Raw genomic sequence first — 25,176 nt, forward strand, 5'->3', positions numbered from 1 at the left:
GGGGCTGTACATCACCGAGGTCTAGCATCGAATCTTTCGTGTGCTGGAATCCGCCCCTGATGAAACTGCGTGCCGCCATCCTCTCCGTGCTTCTCGCCGCCACCGCCTCGGGCGTGCAGGCGCAGACACCGCCGCCGCAGGACGTGGCCTTCCCGGGCCTGCTGCGCATCGACGTGGATGCACGCGACATCGGCCACCGCATCTTCAAGGTCAAGGCCACCGTCCCGGCCAAACCCGGCCCGCTGACCCTGCTGTACCCGCAGTGGCTGCCCGGTGCGCATTCCCCCAGCGGCCCCATCGACAAGCTCGCCGGCCTGGTGGTCAGCGCCAACGGCAAACCGCTGGCATGGACCCGCGACCCGTACAACGTCTACGCCTTCACCGTGGACGTCCCGCAGGGCGCCAGCGAGGTCGTTGCCGAGTTCAAGTTCCTCTCCTCGCAGGGCGCAGGACAGGGCCGGGTGGTGATGACCCCGGAAATGCTCAACCTGCAGTGGAACGCCAACTCGCTGTATCCGGCCGGCGTGATCACCCGCAACATCCAGACGCAGGCCAGCGTGACCCTGCCTGCCGGATGGGCGTACGCCACCGCCCTGGATACCGAGCGCCGCGACGGCGATACCGTGGTGTTCAAGCCGATCAGCTACGACCACCTGGTGGACTCGCCACTGTTCGCCGGCCGCCACTACCAGCAGTTCGACCTCGATCCCGGCGCGAAGGTGCCGGTGCATCTGAACGTCTTCGCCGACGATGCAAAGTCGCTGGTCACCAAGCCGGAGCAGGTGCAGGCGCACCGCGCACTCGTGCAGCAGATGTACAAGCTCTACGGCGCCCGTCACTTCGACAGGTACGAGTTCCTGCTCGCGCTGACCGGCAAACTCGGTGGCATCGGCCTGGAGCACCAGCGCTCCAGCGAAAACAGCGGCGACACCGGCTACTTCACCGAGTGGGACAAGACCTGGTTGGGCCGCGACCTGCTGCCGCACGAATTCAACCACTCCTGGAACGGCAAGTACCGCCGCGGCGCGGACCTGACCACCGCCAACTTCAACGTGCCGATGGGCGACAGCCTGCTGTGGGTGTATGAAGGCCAGACCCAGTTCTGGGGCCACGTGCTCGCCGCGCGTTCGGGGTTGTGGAGCAACGACCAGACCCGCGACATGCTGGCCAATGTTGCCGCCAGTTATGACCGCGGCCGGCCCGGCCTGGCCTGGCGCACCCTCCAGGACACCACCAACGACCCCACCATCGCCCAGCGCCGCGCGCTCGCCTACCGCAACTACCAGATGAGCGAGGACTACTACTCCGGCGGCCAGATGGTGTGGCTGGAGGTGGAGGGCAAGCTGCGCGCCTTGACCGGCAACAAGCGCAGCCTGGACGATTTCGCCAAGGCCTTCTTCGGCATGCACGACGGCGACTGGAACGTGAATCCCTATACGTTCGATGAGGTGGTCAGCACGTTGAACGGCATCGCGCCGTACGACTGGGCGAGTTTCCTGCGCGAGCGCCTGGATGGCCACGGCCCGCTCACCGGCGGGCTGGAAGCAGCCGGTTGGACACTGGTCTACACCGACACCCCGAACGACGCGTTCAAGGCGCAGGAAACCCGTGCCAAGAACACCAACCTGCTGTACTCGCTGGGCGTGGCCGTCACCGAAGGCGGCGCCATCACCGACGTGCTCTGGGACAGCGCGGCGTTCAACGCCGGCCTCGCACCGGGCATGAGCGTGCTGGCGCTCAACGGCCGCGTGTTCAAGGGCGAAGACCTGAAGGAGGCCGTGACAGCGGCCAAGACCGACAAGGCGCCGATCACCCTGCTGGTGCGCAACTTCGACCACATCGATACGGTCACCTTGAACTACCACGGGGGCCTGCAGTACCCGTCGCTGCAGCGCATCGCCGGCAAGCCCGACCGCCTGGCCGAGTTGTGGAAAGCGCGATGACCCTGCGCCGCGACGTGCCGATCGTGCTGGCGGCGGTGGCCGCCATCGTCGGCGCGTCGCTGGACGGCGATGGCCGCTGGCTGCACTACATCGCCAAGCCGCTGGCCACGCTGTTGATCGCCGCCATCGTCTGGCGCGCATCGCCCGCAACACCCGGCTACCGCCGCGCGATCCTGCTCGGCATGGGGTTCTCGTGTGTGGGCGACATCGCACTGATGCTGCCGTTCGACGCCTTCGTACCGGGCCTGGTGGCCTTCCTGCTGGCGCACGTGTGCTACATCGTGGCCTTCCGCGCCGGCTTCGGGGCGGGGCGTGGGTTGCTGCTGGCCGCAGCATTGCTCGCCCTGTTCGCCGGCATCAACCTGGCCGGGTTGTGGCCGCTGTTGCCGGGTGAGCTGCGCGTTCCGGTGGTGGTTTACGTGGTCGTGCTCGCGCTGATGGCCACGCTTGCGCTGGCCCGCGCGTGGTCACGCGTGTCGCCAGCGCCATCCGCACACACCACCGCCCGCTGGGCGGCGGCAGGCGCGGTGCTGTTCGTCATCAGCGATTCGGTACTGGCCTGGGACCGCTTCGGTGGCGGCCTGCCAGTCGCTTCCCTCTGCGTGCTGAGCACCTACTACGCAGCGCAATACTGCATCGCCCGCTCGGTCCGCTAACCGTTCGCGCGCACCTCGCGGCATCGGGCACCGGTGGCGTGGCTCTGGCCTGCTCTCTCGCTCACTGCCCGACATCACCCGCGTTTTCACACCGCTTCCCCTCACCACACAACCGATCCAACAGCGCCAACGCCACCCCATTGCTCCACCCGAATCCATCCTGCAACGGATACTCGCCACCGCCACCCCCGCCGGCCGAGCCATCCACCACGTACTTCTCCACCAGCTTCCCGTCACGGTCGTAGACGGTCTGCACGGTACGCAGGAACCGCACCCCGATCTTCCGCGCCAGCGCGTCCTGCCCGTAGTGCTGCAGCCCGTCCACCGCAGCCCATTGCAGCGGCGCCCAGCCGTTGGGTGCATCCCATTGCTGTCCGGTGTTCTCCGTGGTGGTGAGCAGCCCGCCTTCGCGCAGCAACTGGATTTCCACCGCGTCCGCGGTGCGGCGTGCCTGTGCAGGGCTGGCCACCTCCAGCCACAGCGGGAACAACGCCGCGGCGGTGAGGGCGGGGCGGGGCGTGCCGCGTTCCAGGTCGCGGTCGGCATACCAGCCTTGGCGCTCATCCCAGAGCAGTGCATTGATCGCTGCCTTGCGACGCTCGGCCTGTCGCGCGAACGCCCGCGCCGCCATACGGTCGCCGGACACACGGCTGGCGCGGGCCAGCGTGGTTTCCAGATGGAACAGCAGGCTGTTCAGATCCACCGGCACGATCTCCGTGGTGTGGATGCTGCCCAGCTCGGCCGGATGGACCAGCCAGCGCGAGCTGAAATCCCATCCGGATTCGGCACCGGCGCGCAGGTCGCGGTACACCTGCGAGGGCGCACGGTCGGGCACCGTCGCGGCCGTGGCCAGATCGTCCGTCCACGACTCGGTACGCGGCACCGCCCGCGCATCCCAGTAACGGTTGAGCAGGCTGCCGTCATTCATCCGCACCACCCGTTCGCTGGCCGCGCCCGGCGCAAGCCCTTCGGCACCGCGCATCCAGAACGCATGTTCGGTGCGCAGCTGTGGCAGGTAGCGGCGGTAGGCATCATCCCCTTCATGCGTGGCCAGCAGGTCCACCATCAGGCTGAAGAACGGCGGCTGCGAGCGGCTGAGGTAGTAGCTGCGGTTGCCGTTGGGAATGTGCCCGTACTGGTCCAGCTGCCAGGCGAAGTTGTCCAGCATGTCGCGCACCTGCTGCCAGCGCCCGCTCGATGCCAGCCCCAGCATGGTGAAGTAGCTGTCCCAGTAGTACACCTCGCGGAAGCGACCGCCGGGGACTACGTAGGGCTTGGGTAGGGGCAGCAGCGAGCCGCGCGGGTCAACCGTGTCGGTGCTGCGCGTGAGCACCGGCCACAGCCCGTCGATATGCGCGCGCAGGGTTTCGCCTGCCGGCGGGACATAGGCCGCTGCATCACCGGGCACCGCGAAGTGCTCTGCGACAAAGGCCGGTAACGCGTACCCCGGCTGGGTCTGTGCGCGTTGCCATTCGGCCATCAGCGCGCTGGCGTCCTGCCGGGGCACCGCATCGGCGAAGGTCTTCTGGTCCTTGAACAGCTGCGCGCGCTGCACCTGCTGGAAGAGGGGTTGCCACTGCTGGTCTGGCGGCATCTGCGAAGGGGCCTCGGCCGCAGCGGTGCCGGTGAGCAGCAGGGTGGCCAGCAGCAGGCCGGGCAGGCGGGCAGAGGGGAGCATGCGGTGCCTCCAGATGACTGTCCGGGCACTCTACGGGCGATGACGTCAACGGCAGGTGGGTCCTGCGGCCACGTTGCCCGTCCGCGGGCAATCTTCACGCTACATGCCGAACCCGCTAACATTCCCATGGGTCACGCCGCTGGGGAGCGGCGCACCTTCAAGGATGTCGCTCATTTCAGGATCGTTGGAGCCTGCCGGTCGGTGTGACCGGATTTCAGGGAGAGATCGTATGCGCAGCGTGCTGTTCGTTGTGGCTCTGCTGTTGGCAGTGCCGGGTATTGCCGTGAGTGCCCCCCAGGAGCCTGCCAAGCTGGTAGCGACCCACGGGTATGCGTATGCGTCGTTTTCCAAGGGCGGGCGCGATGTGCTCGTCGTCAGTCCGGTGGGCAGCAAGCGCGAGATCCGCATCGACATGGCGGCGCCGGTGCCGGCGGTTGCCAGCATGCAGGCGCTGGGCATGTGGTTGCCGGCCGGCAGTTATCGCATTGCCGGGTGGGGCCTTCTGAAATGGAAGGATGGCCCGACGTTCGAGATCAAGCCCGGCCGGGTCACCGACCTGGGCGACTACGTGGCCGTCAATGTGGGTGGTTACAAAACCGTGGTGCTGCCCATCACCCATGCGGAGCATATGGGCGCGGTGGCAGCGGCGACGCAACCCTTTGCCTCGCTGTTGACCGACCCCGCGCCGCTTCGTCCCGCACGCCTGTCCCTGTCGCCGGCCATGGACCCAGGCATGACGAACACCGGTCTGGGACTGATCGGCGACCTGCTGATCGCCTATGACCGCAAAGTCAACAAGCCCTCCACGATCGAGGCGCTGACATCGGCCAAGGATCCGGACGCGTTTCTCCATCTGGTCCGCACGGTCACGCTTCCCGTGCAGGATGAACCGGCCCTGCTCGCCGATGGCACGATGTACTTCCCGGCCGACTTCGGACAGTTGCGCAGGCGCACGCCAGACGGCCAGTGGAGCAACGTCGGCATGGACACCCTGCGCAGGATCATGTCGGTGGAAGCGCACGACGGACGCCTGGTCACGGGAAGCGATGACGGGCACATCCGCGAGACCCGCGATGGCGGCAACACCTGGACCCCGCTCGCATCGCTGGGCAGCATGCGTTCGGTCGTGGACATCGACCACGCGGGCACCCACTGGGTCGTCACCACCTCAGAGAACGCCGATCCCTTCGAGGCGGGTCGCATCCCGCCGGTGGCCAGACTGCAGCCGCCGGCGAAGGCGGTGCGCCTGCGCGTGTATGTCGCGCAGCGGGATGACCTCACTGATCTCGCGCTTTCCCGCGAGTTGCCGCTGGAGGGCAAGGACATGTGGGGTTGGGTGGGCGCGCAGGGGCAGCTGGTGGACAACCGCTACTACCTGCTGGCCGGCAACACGCCGCAGCGACTGGATCTGGCCACCGGCCAGTGGAAGGCGATCGCCCCCCGGGAGCGGACGTCCTCGCTTCGCGTCAACCCGTCCACCGGTGTGGTCGCGGCGCTCTGGAGCCAAGGTGCGTTCTCGAAGGTCTACTACTCGACGAACCACGGGGACACCTGGCAGCAGATCGGCCGCCCGCCCTACATCATCCAGGACCTGCAGATGGACACCGCCACCGCGGGCTGGGCGACCCGCTGGAACATCAATACGTGGGGTGGCGTGTGGGAGCTGTACGCCTACTCGGCGCAGAAGAACGACTGGGACATGACCGGCGAGGCGCCCTTCAACTGCAGGCCCCTTCGCGTGAGCGCCCAGGCGCCCGTGCTGTGCCTGGCGACCGATTCCAGCATCTTCGCGTTGCGCGACGGTGCCTGGAAGGTCGAATTCTCGGCGCAGTGAGTGGGCCGGGCACCCGTTCAGCCGGCCCGGGGGCGCTTCCGCCACGGCGGATTGACCCCCGGCGGTCGCCCCTTTAGAATTGCCTGCTCAGCCGGAATAGCTCAGTTGGTAGAGCGGCGCATTCGTAATGCGTAGGTCGTAGGTTCGATTCCTATTTCCGGCACCAGTTTCAGCAGAAGCCCCGGCCTTGGTCGGGGCTTTTTGTTTGGGGGAAAAAGCTTCTGCAGTGGCGCCGAGCCCCAGGCTCGGTTCCCGTCCCGATTGGCATAATGGGTCGAACAACCGAGGGATGCGGACCATGAAAGACGGATGGTCTGAAGTATCCAGAGCGTTCTTCATGATGATTGCGTTGATTGTCACAACCAGTTGCTCGCGCGCTGATCGCGAGTTCGTTGAGGTCGAGATGGACTTGAACTCCGCAGCTTGCTCGATGTCAGTGACTTCGGCGCAGGTGGTGGGAGTAGCTGCTGCGGTAGCGGAGCCTTCCCTGTACGACGGAAAGCTGATTTCCGTCATCGGATACTACTGCGGGGGTTTCGAGATGAGTGGGTTGTACCCGGAACCAGATTGCGCTTCCCGGCCGGGCACCGGGCTATGGCTCCAGGGACTATCGCCGTTCTACGAGCCTCGCGGCCGCCGGGTAAGAGTGACCGGAATATTCGACACAAACATCCACGGGCATCTTTCCCAATGGCCTGCGGGGATATGCGTAGCTGGGTTGGAGGAGTCCGCTGCGACCATCATGTAGGCAGCGATGTCTGGAGCCTCCTTCCTGCGGGTGTCTGAGCGCGCTGTGTACTTCGAAGTGGGCGAGTGGCAGAACATCGCGCGTGATGCGATACGCGGCTTCCTGCTCTCGCATCCGGGCGTTGAATTCCAGCCCTCGGACTTGCCCGCACTTGCCTCAGGCCGCCGCCATGCACACCCGGTTGCGCCCCTCTGCCTTGGCCCGGTAAAGCGCTTCATCGGCGCGCGCGATCAGGTCGTCCAGGAGGGCCTGGTCACGGCCCGCCACCGCTTCGCCCAAGGCGGCGCCAATGCTCACCGTCACGTTGATGCGGGCATCGCCCACCATGATCGGCGTCGCCGCCACCGCAGTGCGCATCCGCTCGGCCGCCGCCGGGGCATCTTCCGGGGCAGGGGCCGCCAGCAGCGCAACAAATTCCTCGCCGCCGAAGCGCGCGAACAGGTCGCGGTCGCGCAGCGCCTCGCGGCAGCGCTTGGCGACGACCTTGAGGACCTCATCGCCGGCCGGGTGGCCGTGGCTGTCGTTGATCTTCTTGAAGTGGTCCACGTCCAGCATGAGCACGGCCACCGAATGGCCGGTGGCTTCGCGGGCCGCGATGATCTGCGCCGAGCGCTCTTCAAAGTGGCGACGATTGGGCATGCCGGTCAACGGGTCCGACGCGGCCAGGCGGCGCAGTTCGGCGGCCATCAGCAGTTCGGCGGTGACGTCGGTGAACAGCCAGATGCGGCCGAATTCGCCGTTGCCACGCACCGGATGCGTGTCGACCTCGAGGGTGCGTTCGCCGAGCGCCCAGTTCAACGTCGACGCGAAACTGACATTGCCCACCTGCGCGGCGTAGGCCTGTTCCAGTTCTGCATGGTTGTCGCAGCGCTGCCGCAGGATGCGCATGGGTTCGGCAAGGTCATGCGCGCGGTGGTTGCCGGGCTGGCAACCCAGCAGGTCGGCGGCACGCTCGTTGATCACTGCGCCCACGCCGTCGCCTTCCATCAGCACGATGCCGGCCGGCACGCTTTCCACCAGGTCGATGAACTGATTGTGCACCGTCAGTTCCCGCGCTTTCTCCCGCCGGGCGGACAGCAGGCGGGTCACGCTGCTGGCCAGCAGCGGTAGCTGCCCCGTCAGCTGCCCGCCTGCCGGCGCGTGCTTCCAGAGCAGCAGCAGCCCGCTCAGTGGTGCGCCGAACGACGGGGCGGGGACGAACAGCAGGTGCGTCGGCGCACCCTTCAAGGCGTGCAGCAGCACGGTAGGCAGCCTGAACTGGCTGGCGTCCGCCGGCTCGCCGTTCCAGTCGCGCTCGAACAGGCCGCTGCGCAGCAGGTTGAAGCCGGCAACCTGCAGGCTCGCGGACGATGCGGCCCAGCCCGCGCGACCGTCGGCATCGATCTCCACCGCCATGACCAGGTCCGCGGCCGAGGCGCTGCGCACGAACTGGCACAGCCCGCCCAGCGCGTCGTTGTCGACGGTGCTCACAGGGTCGCTCCGCCAAGGTGCTGCTCAAGGATGCGCTGCACTTCATCGGCGGCGGTCATGTGCGGCAGGTGACCCTCAGCGTCGATGACGTCCAGCGTGGCACCGGGGATGGCCCGTTGCAGCCACTCACCTACCTGCACGGGCACGGCCATGTCCACCGCGGTCTGGATCAGGTGCACGGGGCGGGACAGCTGGCAGGCCAGGTCACGGACATCGGAATTGAAGATCGTCCGCGAGGTGTTCAGCGCGATGTCCGGGCGCATCTGGAACAACGTGCGCGAGAAATCGGCAACCACCTGGCTGTTGTCCACGCCCACCACCGCCGGTGCGAAACCTGCCACGAATGCCTGGTAGTTGGCGCTCATGCTGTCGAACAGGTTCTCCAGGTCCTGCGGCTTGAACCCGCCGGTGTATCCGTCATCGTCCAGGTAGCGCGGCGACGCGCCGAGGGTCACCAGGCGCTCGAACAGCTCGGGACGGGCAACGGCGGCCACCGCCCCGATCATGCCGCTCATGGAGTGGCTGACGTAGATGCAGTCGCGCAGCGCAAGGTCGTCCATGATGTCGAGCAGGTCATCGGCATAGCCGAACAGCGAGCCATGACGGTCGAAATCGTAGGTATCGGCGCCGCCGGGCCCGCAGCCGGCCAGGTCGAACGAGATCACGTCGTAGCGGGCCTCGAACCACGGGCGCAGGGCGCTCCAGGCGGTCTGGTCGGTGCCGAAACCATGGGAAAGGATGGCGACCTGCTTGCCCGTGCCGCTGCGGCGGCCGTTGAATCTCTCAAAGCTGTTCACGCACATCCAGTCATGGGCATCGGGCAACCCCTGATACTAGGGCACGCCTGCATGGGGGTCCATGACAGGGCGGCCGTGTGCGTCGGGTGAGGCAGCCTGCCGTTAATCTGCGCGTCAGGGCGGCGACCCGCAGTGACAGGGATCAACGGCGCTGGGCGCCATCGCATCATCGCCCGGGATGATCCGGGATACTGTCGACACGCTTCCCCCAAGGTCCCGCCATGAAAACCGCCGTCTTCAGTGCCCGCCCTTACGACCGCCGGTTCCTGGAGGAGGCCCGCGACCGCCACCATGGGGGCCACGCGGGAGAGTTCACCTACTTCGACGTGGCGCTGGATGCCTCCACCGCCGGACTGGCGCAGGGCTTCGACGCCATCTGCGTGTTCGTCAATGACCGCCTGGATGCACCGGTGCTGCAGGCGCTCCACGCGCTTGGCGTGCGCGCGATCCTGCTGCGCTGCGCCGGCTTCAACAACGTGGATGTCGCCGTCGCGCAGCAGCTCGGCCTGTTCGTGGCCCGCGTGCCGGCGTACTCGCCCGAAGCGGTGGCCGAACATGCGCTGGCGCTGGTCATGACGTTGAATCGGCAGACTCACCGCGCCTACAACCGGGTGCGCGAGGGCAACTTCATGCTCGACGGGCTGCTGGGCCGCACCCTGCACGGCAGGACGGTCGGCATCATCGGCACCGGCAAGATCGGCCTGGCGACGGCGCGCATCTTCAACGGGATGGGGTGTACGGTGCTGGGCTTCGACCCGTACCCGTCCGCCGCATTCGAGGCCGTGGGCAGCAGCGTGTCCCTGGACGAACTGCTGGCCCGCTCCGACATCGTCTCGCTGCATTGTCCGCTCACCCCGCAGACCCACCACCTGGTCAATGAGGCCTCCCTGCACCGGATGAAGCCGGGCGCGATGCTGGTGAACACCTCGCGCGGTGGACTGGTGGACACCGACGCGGTCATTCGTGCGCTCAAGTCACGCCAGCTCGGCCACCTGGCCATCGACGTCTACGAGCAGGAGAGCGCGTTGTTCTTCCAGGACCTGTCCGGCGAGATCATCGACGACGACGTGTTCCAGCGCCTGATGACCTTCCCGAACGTATTGGTGACCGGGCACCAGGGATTCTTCACGGCGGAAGCGCTGGAGGAGATATCGGAGATTACTTTGGGTAACCTGCGCGACTTCTCCGCCGGCGTGGACTGCCCCAACCGGGTTGGGTGAGGCGGAGGCGGGGCGGCGCCCCGTGTTTCAGCCCATTCTTAGCGGCGATGACTGTTGCTGTTCGATCTGCGACTGTTGATTCTGCTTTGCGACCACGGTCTGCTCAGCAGCATCTATGTGCCGGGCAGATTCCTCAAGGGGAGTTTGAGCTGCAATGGCGGTCGGCATCACGGCGCGAACATGGCTTGGACTAGATAGCTCGCCCTGCACCAGGAAGACGTGCGCTCCGGCCGGTTGATCTGTCGTTGGTTTGCTCAGCACGACGTGGTCAACCGAGTGGAGGCCATTTTCCTTTGCAAGCGCAAGCAGGCTGGTTGCCATGCGCTCACTGGTCGCGTCATGACTACGGCCGTGTTGAGCATCCAGCTCCGCTACGCCGCGCTGGATCTGCTGATACATCGGATCACGGATGTAGCTGGGGGCTTCAAGGTCAGCACGCCGGCCATCGGCGAGCGTGATACCCAGCTTCATTGAGCTGGCGGGTAAAGCCCAGTCCAAGACGGGTCTTGTCATCCCTCGGAGCCGCGTCGATGCGTGCGAGCATCTGCCACTGCGCGTCGCTAAGCTCGATGCCCGAGGCGCGCCAGATGTCGACATTGTTGTTGCGGTTGAGGGTATAGCCCCAACCGATCGTCGCGCGATTGTCGCCAACGTCCTGCGCGCGGGAATGGAGGCCTTCGGCCCCCACGATGACCAGCCTGAGCTTCCGCTGGTAGTCGGCTTCGGTAAGCTCTCTGTAATCCATGGCTCAGTCCTTTGAGTTTCCAGTGATCTGGTTGCATGTGGGCGTTTGGTCGCTCGGGGCGCCGGCCTTGGCTTGGTGTTCATCCCGAACGAGTACGTCGTTGGTGGCGATGACGTCGGTGTCACCGTTGTCACCTGGGCGAACCTGATCCACTGCCCGCCACTTGAGTGTGGTCGACTGAAGCTCAGCCCTGACCAGGGTGATGGAGTTGTTCCGGTTGCTCTGAACAGTGAGCACGGCGGTATCACCCACTACGGTGCCCACGATCTGGCCATCGTCGATCTGCCTCAGGTTGACCAGAGCACCGCCGAAGTCGCCACAAAGCCGGTTGCCTTCCTGGACGAGGCTGATATTGAATCCCCCGCAATCCAGCGTTGGATTGGACCGGTCGCACCATTTCACCGACCAGCCGCCGCTGAAGTCTGCGGGTGGTGCAGAGGGCTGGGTCGACGCGCAGGCGGGTAGCGATCCCATGCCCAGAAGCAGGCAGGTGGCCATGACGGGGCGGCTGAAGCAAGAGACTTTCGAATGCAGCATCCGCAATCCTTTTGGATGGGGCGGGACGTGGGGTCCGGGCGTGGGCGGGTGGTGGACTCAGTCGAGTCTACCGGCCAGTATTGGGCGCGGCTGTAGGACAATACTGGTTTGGAAGATGCCGGGTGCCTGTGGTCTCGCAGAGCTGAGGCAGCGTGATCGCCGTGTGTCCGCCGGCATGTTCCGCGCAGACAAGCAGGGAGTGGCTCCACCGACTGAGGGAGGTTGAACCGTTCATGGAGCGCCTCGGGCATGCGGAGGCCCTCGGGTGCCAACCACACTTGAACCATTCATGTCTATACATGGGCGTTCGACTGTGCCGATTCCGGCCTTCCGCGCGCAGTGCGACAACGTGTCGCAGCACTTTTCGGGCCTTTCTTGCTCCTGATCATTGTCAATGCCTTTCTTAAATGGTGCGTGACGGCATAAAATTAGAGGGCTGACATGATCGTCCTCCGTGCCTGTCCCCTTGGACCGGTACACCCGGCCTGGGCTGGCGGGGCGCACTTGAGATGGCATTCCCTACGCAATTGGATCGACCGATGATTCCGTTGAACCCCCTTGGACGCTTCCTGCGTCCGGGCCTGCTGTTTGCATTGTCCGTGTTCCTCACGGGCTGCAACTCGGCCATCCTCAACCCGAAGGGCCAGATTGGCCACGACGAGAAGACCCTGCTGATCACGGCTACCGTGTTGATGCTGCTGGTTGTCGTGCCGGTCATCATCATGACCCTCGCCTTCGCCTGGAAGTACCGTGCGACCAACACCAAGGCCCGTTACGAGCCGAAGTGGTCGCACTCCACCGCGATTGAAGTGGTTGTGTGGTCGATCCCGTGCATGATCGTGCTGGTGCTGGCCGTGCTGACCTGGCGCTCTTCGCACGCGCTGGATCCGTACCGCCCGCTCGAGTCGGACAAGAAGCCGGTGGTGATTGAAGCCATTTCGCTGGACTGGAAGTGGTTGTTCATCTATCCGGAAGAGAACATCGCGACGGTCAACGAGATCACCTTCCCGGTGAACACCCCGCTGAACTTCAAGATCACGTCCGATTCGGTGATGAATGCGTTCTTCATCCCGCACCTGGGCAGCATGATCTACTCGATGACCGGCATGGAGACCAAGCTCCATCTGATCGCCAACGAGACCGGCCAGTTCCCGGGCATGTCCTCGCACTACAGCGGCGCGGGCTTCAGCAAGATGCACTTCACCGCCAACTCGGTGACGGAAGCGGAATACCAGGCCTGGCTGACCAAGGTGCGTGCGCAGAGCACCCCGATGGACAAGGCGGCCTTCGCCACGCTGGTGAACGACAAGAACCACGATTGGCACCCGGTGACCTACTTCGGTACCACCGAGGGCGGCCTGTTCGACTGGGTCATCGCCAAGCACATGGGTGACAACAACCACTACGGCATGGACCACAAGGCGATGTCGCATGACGGCGCCGCAGGCGAAAGCCATGAAGGCCACGACATGCCGGCCAACGCCCACGAAGGCCATGACGCGGCTGCCCCCTCGGGCGACGCAGCGGCAGCGCCGGCTGACGCCGCGGCTGCCGAGCATGCCGAACACACTGCAGACGAGCACGCCGCCGCCGGTCACGCCGGTCACGCAGGCTCGGGAGAATAAGCATGAATCTGTTGGGTAAACTGACATTCGCTGACATCCCGCACGACCCGATCATCATCACCACGCTGATCGGCGCGGGGATTGGTGGCCTGCTCGTGCTGGCCCTGATCACCAAGTTCAAGCTGTGGGGCTATCTCTGGACGGAGTGGTTCACCTCGGTCGATCACAAGAAGATCGGCGTGATGTACCTGATCATCGCCTTCATCATGCTGCTGCGCGGCTTCGCCGACGCGATCATGATGCGTGTCCAGCAGGCCATGGCTGCCGGCGGCAATGAAGGCATCCTGCCACCGCATCACTACGACCAGATCTTCACCGCCCACGGCGTGATCATGATCTTCTTCGTGGCGATGCCGCTGATCACCGGCCTCATGAACGTCGTGGTGCCGCTGCAGATCGGCGCGCGCGACGTGGCCTTCCCGTTCGTCAACTCGCTCAGCTTCTGGCTGTTCGTGGCGGGCGCGGGTCTGGTCATGATCTCGCTGGGCGTCGGTGAGTTCGCGCAGACCGGTTGGTTGGCCTTCCCGCCGTTGTCGGGCAAGGAGTACAGCCCAGGGGTAGGTGTCGACTACTACATCTGGGGCCTGCAGGTAGCAGGCCTGGGTACGACACTGAGCGGTATCAACTTCTTCATTACCATCCTGAAGATGCGTACCCCCGGCATGAAGCTGATGCAGATGCCGATCTTCACCTGGACCGCGCTGGTCACCAACGTGCTGATCATCGCCGCCTTCCCGGTGCTGACGATCACCCTGGTGCTGCTGACCCTGGACCGTTACCTGGGCACGCACTTCTTCACCAATGACGGTGGCGGCAACGCCATGCTGTACATCAACCTGATCTGGATCTGGGGTCACCCGGAAGTCTATATCCTGGTGCTGCCGGCCTTCGGCGTGTTCTCCGAGGTCATCGCCACGTTCTCGCGCAAGGCGCTGTTCGGCTACAAGGGCATGGTGTACGCCACCGCCTGCATCGGCGTGCTGTCGTTCCTGGTCTGGCTGCACCACTTCTTCACCATGGGCTCGGGTGCCAACGTCAATGCCTTCTTCGGCATCACGACGATGATCATCTCCATTCCCACCGGCGTGAAGATCTTCAACTGGTTGTTCACCATGTTCCGCGGCCGCGTGCAGTTCACCAGCCCGGTGCTGTGGACGATCGGCTTCATGGTCACCTTCACCATCGGCGGCATGACCGGCGTGATGCTGGCGATCCCGGCCATCGACTTCGTGCTGCACAACAGCCTGTTCCTGATCGCCCACTTCCATAACGTCATCATCGGCGGCGTGGTGTTCGGCATGTTCGCGGGCATCTCGTACTGGTGGCCGAAGATGTTCGGCTTCCGCCTCAACGAAACCTGGGGCAAGCGCGCGTTCTGGTGCTGGTTCATCGGCTTCTATGTGGCCTTCATGCCGCTGTACATCCTGGGCTTCATGGGCATGACCCGCCGCATGCAGAGCTACCCGAACCTGGAGTACCAGCCGCTGCTGATCATCGCCATGTTCGGTGCCTTCATCATCGGCGCCGGCATCCTGTGCCAGATCATCCAGGTGGCGATCTCGATCCGCGACCGCAAGAAGACCGCCGACCTGACCGGCGATCCGTGGGATGCCCGTACGCTGGAGTGGGAAACCTCTTCGCCGCCGTCGTTCTACAACTTCGGTTCGCTGCCCAAGGTCACCGAGCTGGACGATTTCTGGGAACGCAAGCAGCGTGGTGAGGCGTGGGAACGCCCGGCCAGGTACACCGACATCCACATGCCGCGCAACACCGGCACGGGCGTGGTGATTGGTGCCTTCAGCCTGGTCTTCGGCTTCGCGATGATCTGGCACATCTGGTGGCTGGCCATCGTGGGCATGATCGGCATGATCGGTACCTTCATCTGGCGCACCTTCGACAAGGACGTGGATTACTACGTGCCGGCCGCCGAAGTGGAGCGCATCGAGAATGAGCATCGCCGCCATCTGCAGGCCCAGGGCCTGGTGAAATCGGAGTTGAAGGCATGAGCAGCACCATCCCCAACACCATGAACCCTGGGCACGCCGCGCACGCGGCGGCCCACGGCCATGATGAGCACGAGCACCACGACACCGGCGGCAACACCGTCTTCGGTTTCTGGGTGTACCTGATGAGCGACTGCCTCATCTTCGCCACCCTGTTCGCGACCTACATCGTGCTCTCCGGTGGTACCAACGGCGGCCCGGGTCCGAAGGACCTGTTCGACCTGAGCTTCGTTGCCTGGGAAACCACGCTGCTGCTGGTGTCCTCGCTGACCTTCGGCCTGGGCATGATTGCCCTGCACAAGCACAAGGTCGGCCAGATGTACCTGTGGCTGGGCCTGACCTGGCTTCTGGGCTTCGGCTTCATGGTCATGGAAGTGTGGGAGTTCAACCACCTCATCCATGAGGGCTTCGGTCCGGACCACAGTGCGTTCCTGTCGGCGTTCTTCGCGCTGGTGGGCACCCACGGCCTGCACGTGAGCGCTGGTCTGTTGTGGCTGCTGATCATGTTCATCCAGATCAAGCAGAACGGCCTGACCCCGACCAACAAGACCCGCATGGCGTGCCTGAGTCTGTTCTGGCACTTCCTGGACCTGATCTGGATCGGCGTGTTCTCCGTCGTCTACCTGAAGGGAGCGCTGTAATGGCCGCACATGACAATCACGCACACGACCACGGCCATGGTGCCGGCGGCGAAAGCCACGGCAGCGTCAAGTCGTATCTGGTCGGTTTCCTGTTGGCTGCGGTGCTCACCATCATCCCGTTCTGGGCGGTGATGAAGGGCAACCTGCCGACCTTCACCACGGGCGTCATCATCGTGGTGGCAGCGATCCTGCAGATCTTCGTGCACCTGGTGTTCTTCCTGCATCTGAACCGCTCGTCGGAACAGCGCTGGAATGTCAGCGCCGCGGCCTTCACCGTCGTGGTGATCGGCATCATCGTCGCCGGCACGCTGTGGGTGATGCACAACATGAACGTGCATATGATGCACTGACGTCCAACGACGTTGCCGCATACGAAGAGGCCGCCCCAATGGGGCGGCCTTTTTGTTGGTCGTGCCGCGCGCGGCGGTATCGTGCCGTGTGCTGTTGCAGTTGGTGTGGCCGGTAGAGCTGACTGTTAGTCAGCTGTCGTTGACGTCGGCGCGGAGAGCAGCCGACTAACAGTCGGCTCTACCCAGTCGGTTCCACCCAGTCGGGTCCACCCAATCGGGTCTACCCGTCGGCCGCTGCGGGGCCCGGCCGGTAAAGCTGACTGTTAGTCAGCTGCCGTTGACGTCGGCGCGGAGAGCAGCCGACTAACAGTCGGCTCTACCCAGTCGTGCACCCAATCGGCCCCACCCAGTGGATTCCACCCAATCGGTTCCACCCAATCGGTTCCACCCAGTCGGCGGCACCCAATCGGCCCCATCCAGCCGGCCGCATCCATCCGGCCCCACCCAGTCGCGGCTACGCCGCGTCGGCCAAGCGCTTGAATTCCTGCGCGTCCACCGGCCGACCCAGGTGGTAGCCCTGCAGCAGGTCGCAGCCGAGGTCGCTCAGGTACTGGCGTTGGCCGGCCGTTTCCACGCCTTCGGCGACGATCTGCAACTGCAGCGAACGGCCCAGTGCGATGATCGAGGAAACGATCGCGGCGTCTTCGGCGTTGTCCTCCAGGTCGCGCACGAACGCACGATCAATTTTCAGTTCCGTGGCCGGCATGCGCTTGAGATAGAGCAGGCTGGAATAGCCGGTGCCGAAGTCGTCGATCGAAATGTGCACGCCCATCGCGGTCAGGCCGTGCAGGATCTGCAGGCTCGCTTCCACATCCTGCATGGCCGTGGTTTCGGTGACTTCCAGGGTCAGATGGTGCGGTGCGAGTCCGTGCCGCTCCAGGGTCTTCCTGACCGTTTCCAGCAGCGTGGTCGAACCGAACTGCAGTGGCGACAGGTTCACTGCCATCGACCACGTGGTGTGGCCGGCGTCGTGCCACTGCCGCAGCTGCGCGCAGGCGTGGTCCAGTACCCAGTCGCCCAGCGGCAGGATCAGGCCGCTGCGTTCGGCGATGGGAATGAAGGTGTCCGGGCCCAGCAGGCCCAGCCCGGGGTGCTGCCAGCGCACCAGTGCTTCGGCACCGATCACGCCGCCACCGTCGGCGCGGAACTTGGGCTGGTAGTGCAGCACCAGCTCGTCGCGCTGCATCGCGCGGCGCAGTTCCTGCAGCAGCTTGAGCTGGCGGTTGGCGCTGACGTGCATCGATTCGGTGAAGAACGTATAGCCGTTCCGCCCCGAATCCTTGGTGTGGTACATGGCCGCGTCGGCGTGTGCCATCAGCTCGCGCTGGCTCGTGGCATCGGTGGGGTAGAGCGCGATGCCGATGCTGGCGGTGACCTGCAGCTCCAGCGTGTCGATCTCGAACGGCTCGGCCACGCTGGCGATGATGCGCTCGGCAACCACCGCGGCATCTTCGGGAACATCGAGCTGGAACACGATCACGAACTCGTCGCCGCCCAGTCGCGCGAAGGTGTCCTGCGCGCGCAGCAGGCTGTTCACCCGCTCGCTGACCTGGATCAGCAGCTTGTCACCCAGTTGATGGCCATACGCATCGTTGACGGCCTTGAAGCCATCCAGGTCGCAGAACATCACCGCAAAGCTGAAATTCCGGCGTTTGGCCTTCTCGATGGTCTGCTCCAGGCGGTCCTGCAGCAGCATGCGGTTGGGCAGCTGGGTGAGCGGGTCGTGCAGGGCGGCCTGCAGCAGCTTCTCGTTGGCCTGGGCCAGCGAGTCCGCCAGCAACCCGGTACGCGTGCGCATCTGGCGGTCGAACAGCGAGGCGATCAGCGCGATGCCGAGCGTGCCCAGGGTGGTGACGATGACCAGCACCGCCAGCCACTTGCTGTCCAGCCCGTTGGCGTAGGCGGCACCGCAGATGCTGCCCTCGGGGAAGCTGGCGGCGGCCATGCCGGTGTAATGCATGCCGACAATGGCCAGGCCCATCACCAGCGACGCCAGCCCGCGCAGCAGGGCGGGGCGGCGCTGTTCGGTGCGCAGCCGGAAGGCGATCCACAGCGCCGCGCCGGCCGCGGCGATGGCGATCACCAGCGAGGCGGCAAACCACAGCGGGTCGTAGACGATGCCCGGTTCCATGCGCATCGCTGCCATGCCCAGGTAGTGCATGCAGGCGATGCCCAGCCCCATCAGTACCGCGCCGGCGATCAGGCGCGGCCACGGCAGCTCGGCGCGCGACACCAGCCACAGCGCGTACGCCGATGCGCCTATCGAGACCGCCAGGGAGTAGAGGGTGATGGCCAGGTCGTAGCCGACAGGGATCGGCAGGTGGAAGGCGAGCATGCCGACGAAGTGCATGGACCAGATGCCCAGGCCCATCGCGGCCGCACCGCCGGCCAGCCACCAGCGCGCCACGCGGCCTTCGGTGCTGGCGAGTCGGCCCGCCATGTCCAGCGCGGTGTACGAGGCGAGGATGGCGACCAGCAGCGAGAAAAGGACAAGACTCTGGCTGTAGGTGCCGGTCATGGAAAAAGCCTGGAAAGACGAAGGGGGAGGCGTGGTCGCCCGTCCCGGTATCGGCCGGGACGGCGGAAAATTTAGGAAATGCCCGGCCGGGGCTGGGTGTCACCGGTACAGCGGGCGGGCTGCGTCTCGGTTGTTGCGACGCGGCTCGGCTATCCTGCGGGACAGTTGATGAATTGGACGTACACATGGCCAAGCGGCTTACCGCCTACGTCTGCAGTGAATGCGGCGCGGAATACAGCAAGTGGCAGGGCCAGTGCACCGAGTGCGGGGTCTGGAACGTGCTGACCGAGATCACGCTGGAGAGCGCGACGGCGGCCAAGTCGCCGGCCGCGCGCCGCTCCGGCTGGGCGGGCAAGGTCGATGCGCCGAAGATCATGGCGCTCAAGGACGTGCAGCAGACCGAACACCTGCGGGTCAGCACCGGCATCGGCGAGTTCGACCGCGTGCTCGGTGGCGGCCTGGTCGAAGGCGCGGTGGTGCTGGTCGGTGGCGACCCGGGCATCGGCAAGTCCACCCTGCTGCTGCAGGCGGTGGCGAAGATGGCCGCCGCGCTGCCGGTGCTGTACATCACCGGCGAGGAATCACTGTCGCAGGTCGCCGGCCGCGCGGTGCGGCTGGACCTGCCGCTGGACAACGTCAACGCGCTGGCCGAAACCCAGGTGGAGGCCATCCTGCAGCACGCCAGCGTGGCGCGGCCGAAGCTGATCGTGGCCGATTCGATCCAGACCCTGTGGACCGAATCGCTCACCGCCGCGCCGGGTTCGGTGAGCCAGGTGCGCGAGAGCGCGGCACGGCTGGTGCGCTTTGCCAAGGAAACCGGCACCGCCGTGTTCCTGGTGGGCCATGTGACCAAGGAAGGTGGCATCGCCGGCCCGCGCGTGCTGGAGCACATGGTCGATGCGGTGCTGTATTTCGAGGGCGAGAGCGGCAGCCGCTTCCGCCTGCTGCGCGCGTTCAAGAACCGCTTCGGCGCGGTCAACGAACTGGGCGTGTTCGCGATGGGTGAGAAGGGCCTGAAGGAAGTCTCCAATCCTTCGGCGATCTTCCTGTCCGGCGGCAGCACCCGCCAGCCTGGCAGCTGTGTGATGGTGACCCGCGAGGGCACCCGCCCGCTGCTGGTCGAGGTCCAGGCGCTGGTGGATGCGTCACCGTTGTCCAACCCGCGCCGGGTGGCGGTGGGCCTGGAGCAGAACCGGCTGGCGATGCTGCTGGCGGTGCTGCACCGTCACGGCGGGGTGCTGGTGGGCGACCAGGACGTGTTCGTGAATGTCGTGGGTGGCATCCGCGTGCAGGAAACCGCGGTGGACCTGCCGGTGCTGCTGGCGGTGCTGTCCTCGCTGCAGGACCGACCGCTGGCCGAGAAGACGATTGCCTTCGGCGAAGTAGGGTTGTCGGGCGAGATCCGCCCGGTGCCGAACGGCGAGGACCGCCTGCGCGAGGCGGCCACGCATGGCTTCAAGCGCGCCATCGTGCCCAAGGCCAACGCGCCCAAGACCGGCAGCGTGAAAGGCATGGAGGTGATCGCGGTGGAGCGGTTGTCCGAGGCGATCGACGCGATCTGAGTGTCAGCCGCAGAGCGGTGGCATCACACGACGGTGGACCCGCGCGACGGGGTAGAGCGGACTGTTAGTCCGCTTTACCCGTTACCGGGTATGCCCAAACACCAGCTCGATCACGAACTGGCTGCCGAAGAACGCCAGCAACAGCAGCGCCATCGCGGTCAGCGTCCAATGCACCGCCTTGGCGCCGCGCCAGCCGTACCGGCGGCGGCCGATCAGCAGCGTGCCGAATACGATCCACGAGAGCACGCTGAGCACGGTCTTGTGCACCAGCTTCTGCGCCAGCAGGTCATCCACGAACAGCACGCCGGTGACCAGGGTCAGGGTGAGCAGGGCGAAGCCGACGGCAATCACCCGGAACAGCAGCGATTCCAGGTCGGCCAGCGGCGGCAGGGCGCGCAGCCACGGGCGGAAATCGCGGCGGCGCAGGGCGCGCTCCTGCAGCCACAGCATGATGGCCAGCAGCGCGGCCACGCTCAGCGTGGCGTAGGCCAGCAGCGCCATCCACGCGTGGGTGGCCAGCTGCCAGCCCAGCGGGCGGCTCGGCTCGTGGCCATAGCCGTGGTACACGCACAGCACGACCGCGGCCATCGGGAACACCAGCACGCCCAGCGCCGCCATGCGTCCGCGGGCAGCCACCAGCGAGGTCAGCCAGGCCATGCCCAGCCCCACCAGCGACAGCGCGGCGAAGAAGTGCATGTCCGGGCCACCGGTGGTGCGCATGGCCACCAGCGCGTGGTAGCCGCCGTGCAGGACCATGGCGGGCAACGCCGGCCACAGCCAGGTCGGCGCGGAGGCGACGTCATCGCGAACCACCGCGCGCACCAGCAGGGCGGTAGCGGCCAGGTACAGCAGGGTCGCGATGAGAACGATTGTCATCGTGTCAGTTTCGCATACCCCCGCGGTGCTGGCGATGCCTGCGGCGACAGGCCGCAGCGTCGATCCGGGGAGTGCGGCGGACCCGCTATACTGTGTGTCTCATTGTCTTTCGTTCTGAACAGGTTGCCTCCATGTTCGAGTCCCTGACCCAGCGCCTCTCCGGCACCATCGAGCGGCTGCGTGGCCGCGGTCGCCTCACCGAGGAAAACATCCGCGAGGCCACCCGCGAAGTCCGCATCGCGCTGCTCGAAGCCGACGTGGCCCTGCCGGTCGTGCAGGCGCTGGTCGAGCGCATCAAGGTGCGCGCGGTCGGCCAGGAAGTGCTCAAGTCGCTGACCCCGGGCCAGGCGCTGATCAAGATCGTGCGCGACGAGCTGACCGCGGTCATGGGCTCGGCCGCCTCCGACCTGAACCTCAACGTGCCGGCCCCGGCGATCATCCTGATGGCGGGCCTGCAGGGCGCGGGCAAGACCACCACGGTGGGCAAGCTTGCCAAGCACCTGAAGGAAAAGCGCAAGAAGAAGGTGATGGTGGTGTCGGCCGACGTCTACCGTCCGGCCGCGATCGAGCAGCTGCAGACCCTGGCCGACCAGGTCGGCGTGCTGTTCTTCCCGTCCAGCGCCGACCAGAAGCCGGACGCCATCGTGCGCGCCGCGATCGATGACGCGCGCAAGTCGTTCGTGGACGTGCTGATCGTCGATACCGCCGGCCGCCTTGCGATCGACGAAGCGATGATGGCCGAGATCAAGGCGCTGCACGCCGCGGTCAATCCGGCCGAAACGCTGTTCGTGGTTGACGCCATGACCGGCCAGGACGCAGCCAACACCGCCAAGGCCTTCGGCGAGGCACTGCCGCTGACCGGCGTGGTGCTCACCAAGACCGACGGCGACGCCCGTGGCGGTGCCGCGCTGAGCGTGCGCTACATCACCGGCAAGCCGATCAAGTTCGTCGGCGTGAGCGAAAAGCCGGATGGCCTGGACGTGTTCCATCCGGACCGTATCGCCAGCCGCATCCTGGACATGGGCGACGTGCTGTCGCTGGTGGAGCAGGTCGAGCAGCAGGTCGACAAGGACAAGGCGCAGAAGCTCGCCGAGAAGGTCGCCAAGGGCAAGAAGTTCGATCTGAACGACATGCGCGACCAGCTGGAGCAGATGCAGAACATGGGCGGCATCGGCGGCCTGATGGACAAGCTGCCGGGCCTGGGGCAGATCCCCGAGCACCTCAAGCAGCAGGTCAGCCAGGGCAAGGAAGTGCCGCGCATGATCGCCATCATCAACTCGATGACCAAGAAGGAGCGCCGCAACCCGGGCCTGCTCAACGGCTCGCGCCGTGCCCGCATCGCGCGCGGCTCCGGCCTGACCCCGGCCGACGTCAACAAGCTGATGAAGCAGTATCAGCAGATGGAAAAGATGATGAGCAAGATGGCCGGCGGCGGCATGAAGGGCATGATGCGCAGCATGAAGGGGATGATGGGTGCCATGGGCGGCCGCGGCGGCATGCCGTTCCGCTGAACCAGCAGACGCGCCCGGCGTGGTGCCGGCCGCGATTCAACTTTCAAAGGAATGTGGGTGAACAAGTCATTCGTGGTGATTGCGCTGGCCCTCGGGCTGGTCGCGTGCAAGGACGACAGCTCGATGTCGCAGAAGGCCGGCAGCGCCATCAGTGGCACCGCCGCTGACTTCGTCGCAGGGTTGGGTGAGGGCGTGGACAAGCGCATGAACGTGTCACTGCAGGCCGACCCGGCACTGGCCGCGCGCGGCCTCACCGTGACCTTGGGCAAGAGCCGCGGCATGGGCTCCAAGGAAGCGGCGGTGTACGTGGTCGCCGACAAGGCCTTCAAGGGCAAGCTGGTGGCACGCGCGCTCGACGCCGACGGTACCGAAGTCGGCCGCGCCATTGCCGAGGAAGAGTTCGCGGCAGACGATGCCCGCTATGTGACCTTCCACTTCAACGAAGAAATGGACAGCCAGCTGGTGCGTACCTACGCGCTTTCCGCACGCTGAGCCGCGCCCGGAGCATTCCGGGACGAGGCGGGCCGGCGTATGCTGGGCGCCGACTCGTTCCCAGGTGCGCCGAGCGTGAGCCCTTCGCTGATCCTCGAACGCGCCGACAGTTTCTGTCGGCGTTTTTCTTTGCAGGCCCCGATCCTGCTGGCCCCGATGGCGGGCGCGTGCCCGGTGCCCCTGTCTGCGGTGCTGGCCAACCACGGCAGCATGGGCGCAATGGGCGCGGTGTTGTCGCAACCGCAGGACATCGTGGCGTGGATGGAGGCGTTCCGCGCCCAGTCCGACGGCCCCGCGCAGGTCAATGTGTGGATTCCCGATCCCGCGCCGCGGCGTGACGCGGCAGCCGAAGCGGCCAGCCGTGCGTTCCTGGCGCAGTGGGGACCGCAGGTGCCGGCCTCGGCAGGCGACGCGGGGCCGGCCGATTTCGATGCCCAGTTCGATGCGCTGATCGCCGCGCGCCCGGCCGTGGCCTCGACCATCATGGGGGTGTTCAGCGCAGACCAGGTGCAGCGCCTGAACAACGCCGGCATCGCCTGGTTTGCGTGCGCCACCACGCTGTCCGAGGCGCTGGCGGCAGAAGCGGCCGGTGCCGATGCGGTCGTGGCACAGGGCTTCGAGGCAGGCGGGCATCGCGGTGCCTTTGATCCGGCGGCCGCCGAACGGCAGCTGGTCGGGCTGTTCGCGCTGGTGCCGCGCCTGGCCGACCGCCTGCAGGTGCCGGTGATCGCCGCGGGCGGCATCGCCGATGGCCGGGGAATCGCCGCCGCCTTGATGCTGGGTGCCAGCGCGGTGCAGATCGGCACGGCGTTCCTGCGCACGCCCGAATGCGCCATCGATCCGGCCTGGGCACAGGCCCTGGCAGAGGCCGAACCGGAAGATACGTGGCCGACGCGGGCGTTCAGCGGCCGGCTGGGACGTGGCCTGGCAACCGCGTACGTGCGCGCCGCCGCAGAGGCTGATGCGCCGCCACCACAACCGTATCCGGTGCAGCGCGGGCTGACCGCACCCATGCGTGCGCAGGCCAACCGCGAGCATCGCATCGACGCCCTGCAGGCCTGGGCCGGGCAGGCGGCATGGATGGCGGCGGACCGGCCGGCCGCCGAGGTGCTGCAGGCGCTGTGGTCCGACGCACGCGGTCTGCTTGGATGAGCCTCTATTGCAACGGTCGGCGCGCGGGCGCGGACGACCTGGCCGGCGCCCTGGTCAACTACGGTCACTTCACCTCGCTGCAGGTACGTGGCGGTGCGGTGCAGGGGTTGAATCTGCATCTGCAGCGGTTGCGCGAGGGGACGGAACAGCTGTTCGGCAACACCCTCGACGGCCGCCAGGTGCAGGCCTGGATGCACACGGCGCTGCAGGCGGAAGGCGTGGGGGATGCATCGCTGCGGGTGACGGTGTTCTCCCGCGCGTTCGATTTTCGCCAGCCGTTGCAATCTGTGCCGGTAGACGTGCTGGTGGCGGTTGCCGCGCCGGCCTCGGTTGCGCCGCTGCCGCGCCGGCTGCGCAGCGTGCGTTACCAGCGCGAGCTGCCTCACCTGAAGCATGTGGGCACCTTCGCGCTGTTCGAGCACCGCCGCCAGGCCCTGCAGGCAGGGTTCGACGACGCGCTGTTCGTGGACATGCAGGGGCTGGTCAGCGAGGGCACCACCTGGAACATCGCGTTCGCCCGCGAGGGCGAGGTGGTCTGGCCGCAGGCCCCGGCCCTGCGTGGCACCCATGAGCGCCTGCTGCAGGCGGGGTGGGGTGGGATGCCCACGCTGTCGCCCGTGATGCTGGGGCAGTGGGGCGACTTCGATGCCGCGATCGGCCTTAATGCGGCGGGGGTGTGGCCGATCGCCAGCATCGATGGGTACCGGTTTGCCAGGTCCGGGATGTTGTGCGAGCGCGCCGCTGCGGCGATTGCGACCCAGCCTTGGCAGCCGTTGGGGTGAGGCGGCGCCGCTGTTGCTGGGGCCCCATTCAGCTTC

General features: G+C 66.1%; 21 protein-coding genes and 1 tRNA gene. 14 read left to right on the forward strand and 8 right to left on the reverse strand.

Features of this window, described 5'->3' with window-relative positions:
- Nucleotides 1-59 precede the first annotated feature (59 nt).
- Both RT456_RS05565 and RT456_RS05570 read left to right on the forward strand, forming a co-directional pair.
- Nucleotides 60-1,943 (forward strand): peptidase M61, encoded by a 1,884-nt coding sequence (locus RT456_RS05565; RefSeq protein WP_313343615.1) that lies wholly within the window; start codon nt 60-62, stop codon nt 1,941-1,943.
- Nucleotides 1,940-2,599 (forward strand): lysoplasmalogenase, encoded by a 660-nt coding sequence (locus tag RT456_RS05570; protein WP_313343618.1) that lies wholly within the window; start codon nt 1,940-1,942, stop codon nt 2,597-2,599. The genes RT456_RS05565 and RT456_RS05570 overlap by 4 nt, the downstream gene beginning before the upstream one ends.
- A gap of 61 nt (nt 2,600-2,660) precedes the next feature.
- Here the strand turns inward: RT456_RS05570 and treA are convergent, their stop codons facing one another.
- The gene (treA, locus tag RT456_RS05575; RefSeq protein ID WP_313343621.1) at nt 2,661-4,277 is read right to left on the reverse strand and encodes an alpha,alpha-trehalase TreA; all 1,617 of its coding nucleotides are present in this window, start codon (nt 4,275-4,277) and stop codon (nt 2,661-2,663) included.
- Nucleotides 4,278-4,380: 103 nt separating this feature from the next.
- Here treA and RT456_RS05580 point away from each other — a divergent pair, with 103 nt between their 5' ends.
- On the forward strand, nt 4,381-6,111 hold the full coding sequence (locus RT456_RS05580) for a hypothetical protein (RefSeq protein WP_313343624.1): 1,731 nt from the start codon (nt 4,381-4,383) through the stop codon (nt 6,109-6,111).
- A gap of 90 nt (nt 6,112-6,201) precedes the next feature.
- A tRNA-Thr gene (locus RT456_RS05585) sits at nt 6,202-6,277 on the forward strand.
- Between the two features lie 738 nt (nt 6,278-7,015).
- On the opposite strand, the gene RT456_RS05590 is transcribed toward RT456_RS05585, so the two are convergent.
- The gene (locus RT456_RS05590; RefSeq protein WP_313343627.1) at nt 7,016-8,329 is read right to left on the reverse strand and encodes a GGDEF domain-containing protein; all 1,314 of its coding nucleotides are present in this window, start codon (nt 8,327-8,329) and stop codon (nt 7,016-7,018) included.
- On the reverse strand, nt 8,326-9,132 hold the full coding sequence (locus RT456_RS05595) for an alpha/beta hydrolase (protein WP_313343758.1): 807 nt from the start codon (nt 9,130-9,132) through the stop codon (nt 8,326-8,328). Before RT456_RS05595 ends, RT456_RS05590 begins: the two co-directional genes overlap by 4 nt.
- Nucleotides 9,133-9,347: 215 nt before the next feature.
- Here RT456_RS05595 and RT456_RS05600 point away from each other — a divergent pair, with 215 nt between their 5' ends.
- A complete protein-coding gene (locus tag RT456_RS05600; RefSeq protein ID WP_313343629.1) occupies nt 9,348-10,346 on the forward strand; it encodes a 2-hydroxyacid dehydrogenase in 999 nt (332 codons plus the stop codon).
- A 27-nt stretch (nt 10,347-10,373) separates the two neighbouring features.
- On the opposite strand, the gene RT456_RS05605 is transcribed toward RT456_RS05600, so the two are convergent.
- The 3 genes from RT456_RS05605 to RT456_RS05615 are packed head-to-tail and all read right to left on the reverse strand — an operon-like array spanning nt 10,374 to nt 11,628.
- Entirely contained in the window at nt 10,374-10,817 is a 444-nt protein-coding gene (locus RT456_RS05605) for an XVIPCD domain-containing protein (RefSeq protein WP_313343631.1), read from the reverse strand.
- Nucleotides 10,777-11,091 (reverse strand): hypothetical protein, encoded by a 315-nt coding sequence (locus RT456_RS05610; RefSeq protein WP_313343634.1) that lies wholly within the window; start codon nt 11,089-11,091, stop codon nt 10,777-10,779. Before RT456_RS05610 ends, RT456_RS05605 begins: the two co-directional genes overlap by 41 nt.
- A gap of 3 nt (nt 11,092-11,094) precedes the next feature.
- Entirely contained in the window at nt 11,095-11,628 is a 534-nt protein-coding gene (locus RT456_RS05615; protein WP_313343637.1) for a hypothetical protein, read from the reverse strand.
- 539 nt (nt 11,629-12,167) lie between these two features.
- On the opposite strand from RT456_RS05615, the gene cyoA reads away from it, so the two are divergent.
- The 4 genes from cyoA to cyoD are packed head-to-tail and all read left to right on the forward strand — an operon-like array spanning nt 12,168 to nt 16,247.
- Nucleotides 12,168-13,253 (forward strand): ubiquinol oxidase subunit II, encoded by a 1,086-nt coding sequence (gene cyoA / locus RT456_RS05620; RefSeq protein ID WP_313343639.1) that lies wholly within the window; start codon nt 12,168-12,170, stop codon nt 13,251-13,253.
- An 8-nt stretch (nt 13,254-13,261) separates the two neighbouring features.
- Entirely contained in the window at nt 13,262-15,259 is a 1,998-nt protein-coding gene (gene cyoB, locus RT456_RS05625) for a cytochrome o ubiquinol oxidase subunit I (RefSeq protein WP_313343761.1), read from the forward strand.
- On the forward strand, nt 15,256-15,897 hold the full coding sequence (gene cyoC / locus RT456_RS05630) for a cytochrome o ubiquinol oxidase subunit III (protein WP_313343642.1): 642 nt from the start codon (nt 15,256-15,258) through the stop codon (nt 15,895-15,897). Before cyoB ends, cyoC begins: the two co-directional genes overlap by 4 nt.
- A complete protein-coding gene (gene cyoD / locus RT456_RS05635) occupies nt 15,897-16,247 on the forward strand; it encodes a cytochrome o ubiquinol oxidase subunit IV (protein ID WP_313343645.1) in 351 nt (116 codons plus the stop codon). Before cyoC ends, cyoD begins: the two co-directional genes overlap by 1 nt.
- Nucleotides 16,248-16,701: 454 nt before the next feature.
- On the opposite strand, the gene RT456_RS05640 is transcribed toward cyoD, so the two are convergent.
- On the reverse strand, nt 16,702-18,765 hold the full coding sequence (locus tag RT456_RS05640; protein ID WP_313343648.1) for a bifunctional diguanylate cyclase/phosphodiesterase: 2,064 nt from the start codon (nt 18,763-18,765) through the stop codon (nt 16,702-16,704).
- Nucleotides 18,766-18,950: 185 nt separating this feature from the next.
- On the opposite strand from RT456_RS05640, the gene radA reads away from it, so the two are divergent.
- Nucleotides 18,951-20,327, forward strand: coding sequence for a DNA repair protein RadA (gene radA / locus RT456_RS05645; protein ID WP_313343651.1), 1,377 nt, complete (start codon nt 18,951-18,953; stop codon nt 20,325-20,327).
- Between the two features lie 81 nt (nt 20,328-20,408).
- Here the strand turns inward: radA and ccsA are convergent, their stop codons facing one another.
- Complete coding sequence (gene ccsA / locus RT456_RS05650; RefSeq protein WP_313343654.1) at nt 20,409-21,203, reverse strand: cytochrome c biogenesis protein CcsA; 795 nt, start codon at nt 21,201-21,203, stop codon at nt 20,409-20,411.
- A 131-nt stretch (nt 21,204-21,334) separates the two neighbouring features.
- On the opposite strand from ccsA, the gene ffh reads away from it, so the two are divergent.
- The 4 genes from ffh (at nt 21,335) to RT456_RS05670 (ending at nt 25,140) form a co-directional block, all read left to right on the forward strand.
- The gene (gene ffh / locus RT456_RS05655; protein ID WP_313343656.1) at nt 21,335-22,714 is read left to right on the forward strand and encodes a signal recognition particle protein; all 1,380 of its coding nucleotides are present in this window, start codon (nt 21,335-21,337) and stop codon (nt 22,712-22,714) included.
- 57 nt (nt 22,715-22,771) lie between these two features.
- The gene (locus RT456_RS05660) at nt 22,772-23,206 is read left to right on the forward strand and encodes a hypothetical protein (protein WP_313343659.1); all 435 of its coding nucleotides are present in this window, start codon (nt 22,772-22,774) and stop codon (nt 23,204-23,206) included.
- A 75-nt stretch (nt 23,207-23,281) separates the two neighbouring features.
- Nucleotides 23,282-24,358: a nitronate monooxygenase gene (locus tag RT456_RS05665; protein ID WP_313343661.1), complete on the forward strand. Its 1,077-nt coding sequence runs from the start codon at nt 23,282-23,284 to the stop codon at nt 24,356-24,358.
- The gene (locus RT456_RS05670) at nt 24,355-25,140 is read left to right on the forward strand and encodes an aminotransferase class IV (RefSeq protein ID WP_313343664.1); all 786 of its coding nucleotides are present in this window, start codon (nt 24,355-24,357) and stop codon (nt 25,138-25,140) included. Before RT456_RS05665 ends, RT456_RS05670 begins: the two co-directional genes overlap by 4 nt.
- Nucleotides 25,141-25,176 lie beyond the last annotated feature (36 nt).

Origin of the sequence: Stenotrophomonas sp. (assembly GCF_032099025.1) — a bacterium.
In the GTDB taxonomy this organism is placed as follows: domain Bacteria; phylum Pseudomonadota; class Gammaproteobacteria; order Xanthomonadales; family Xanthomonadaceae; genus Stenotrophomonas.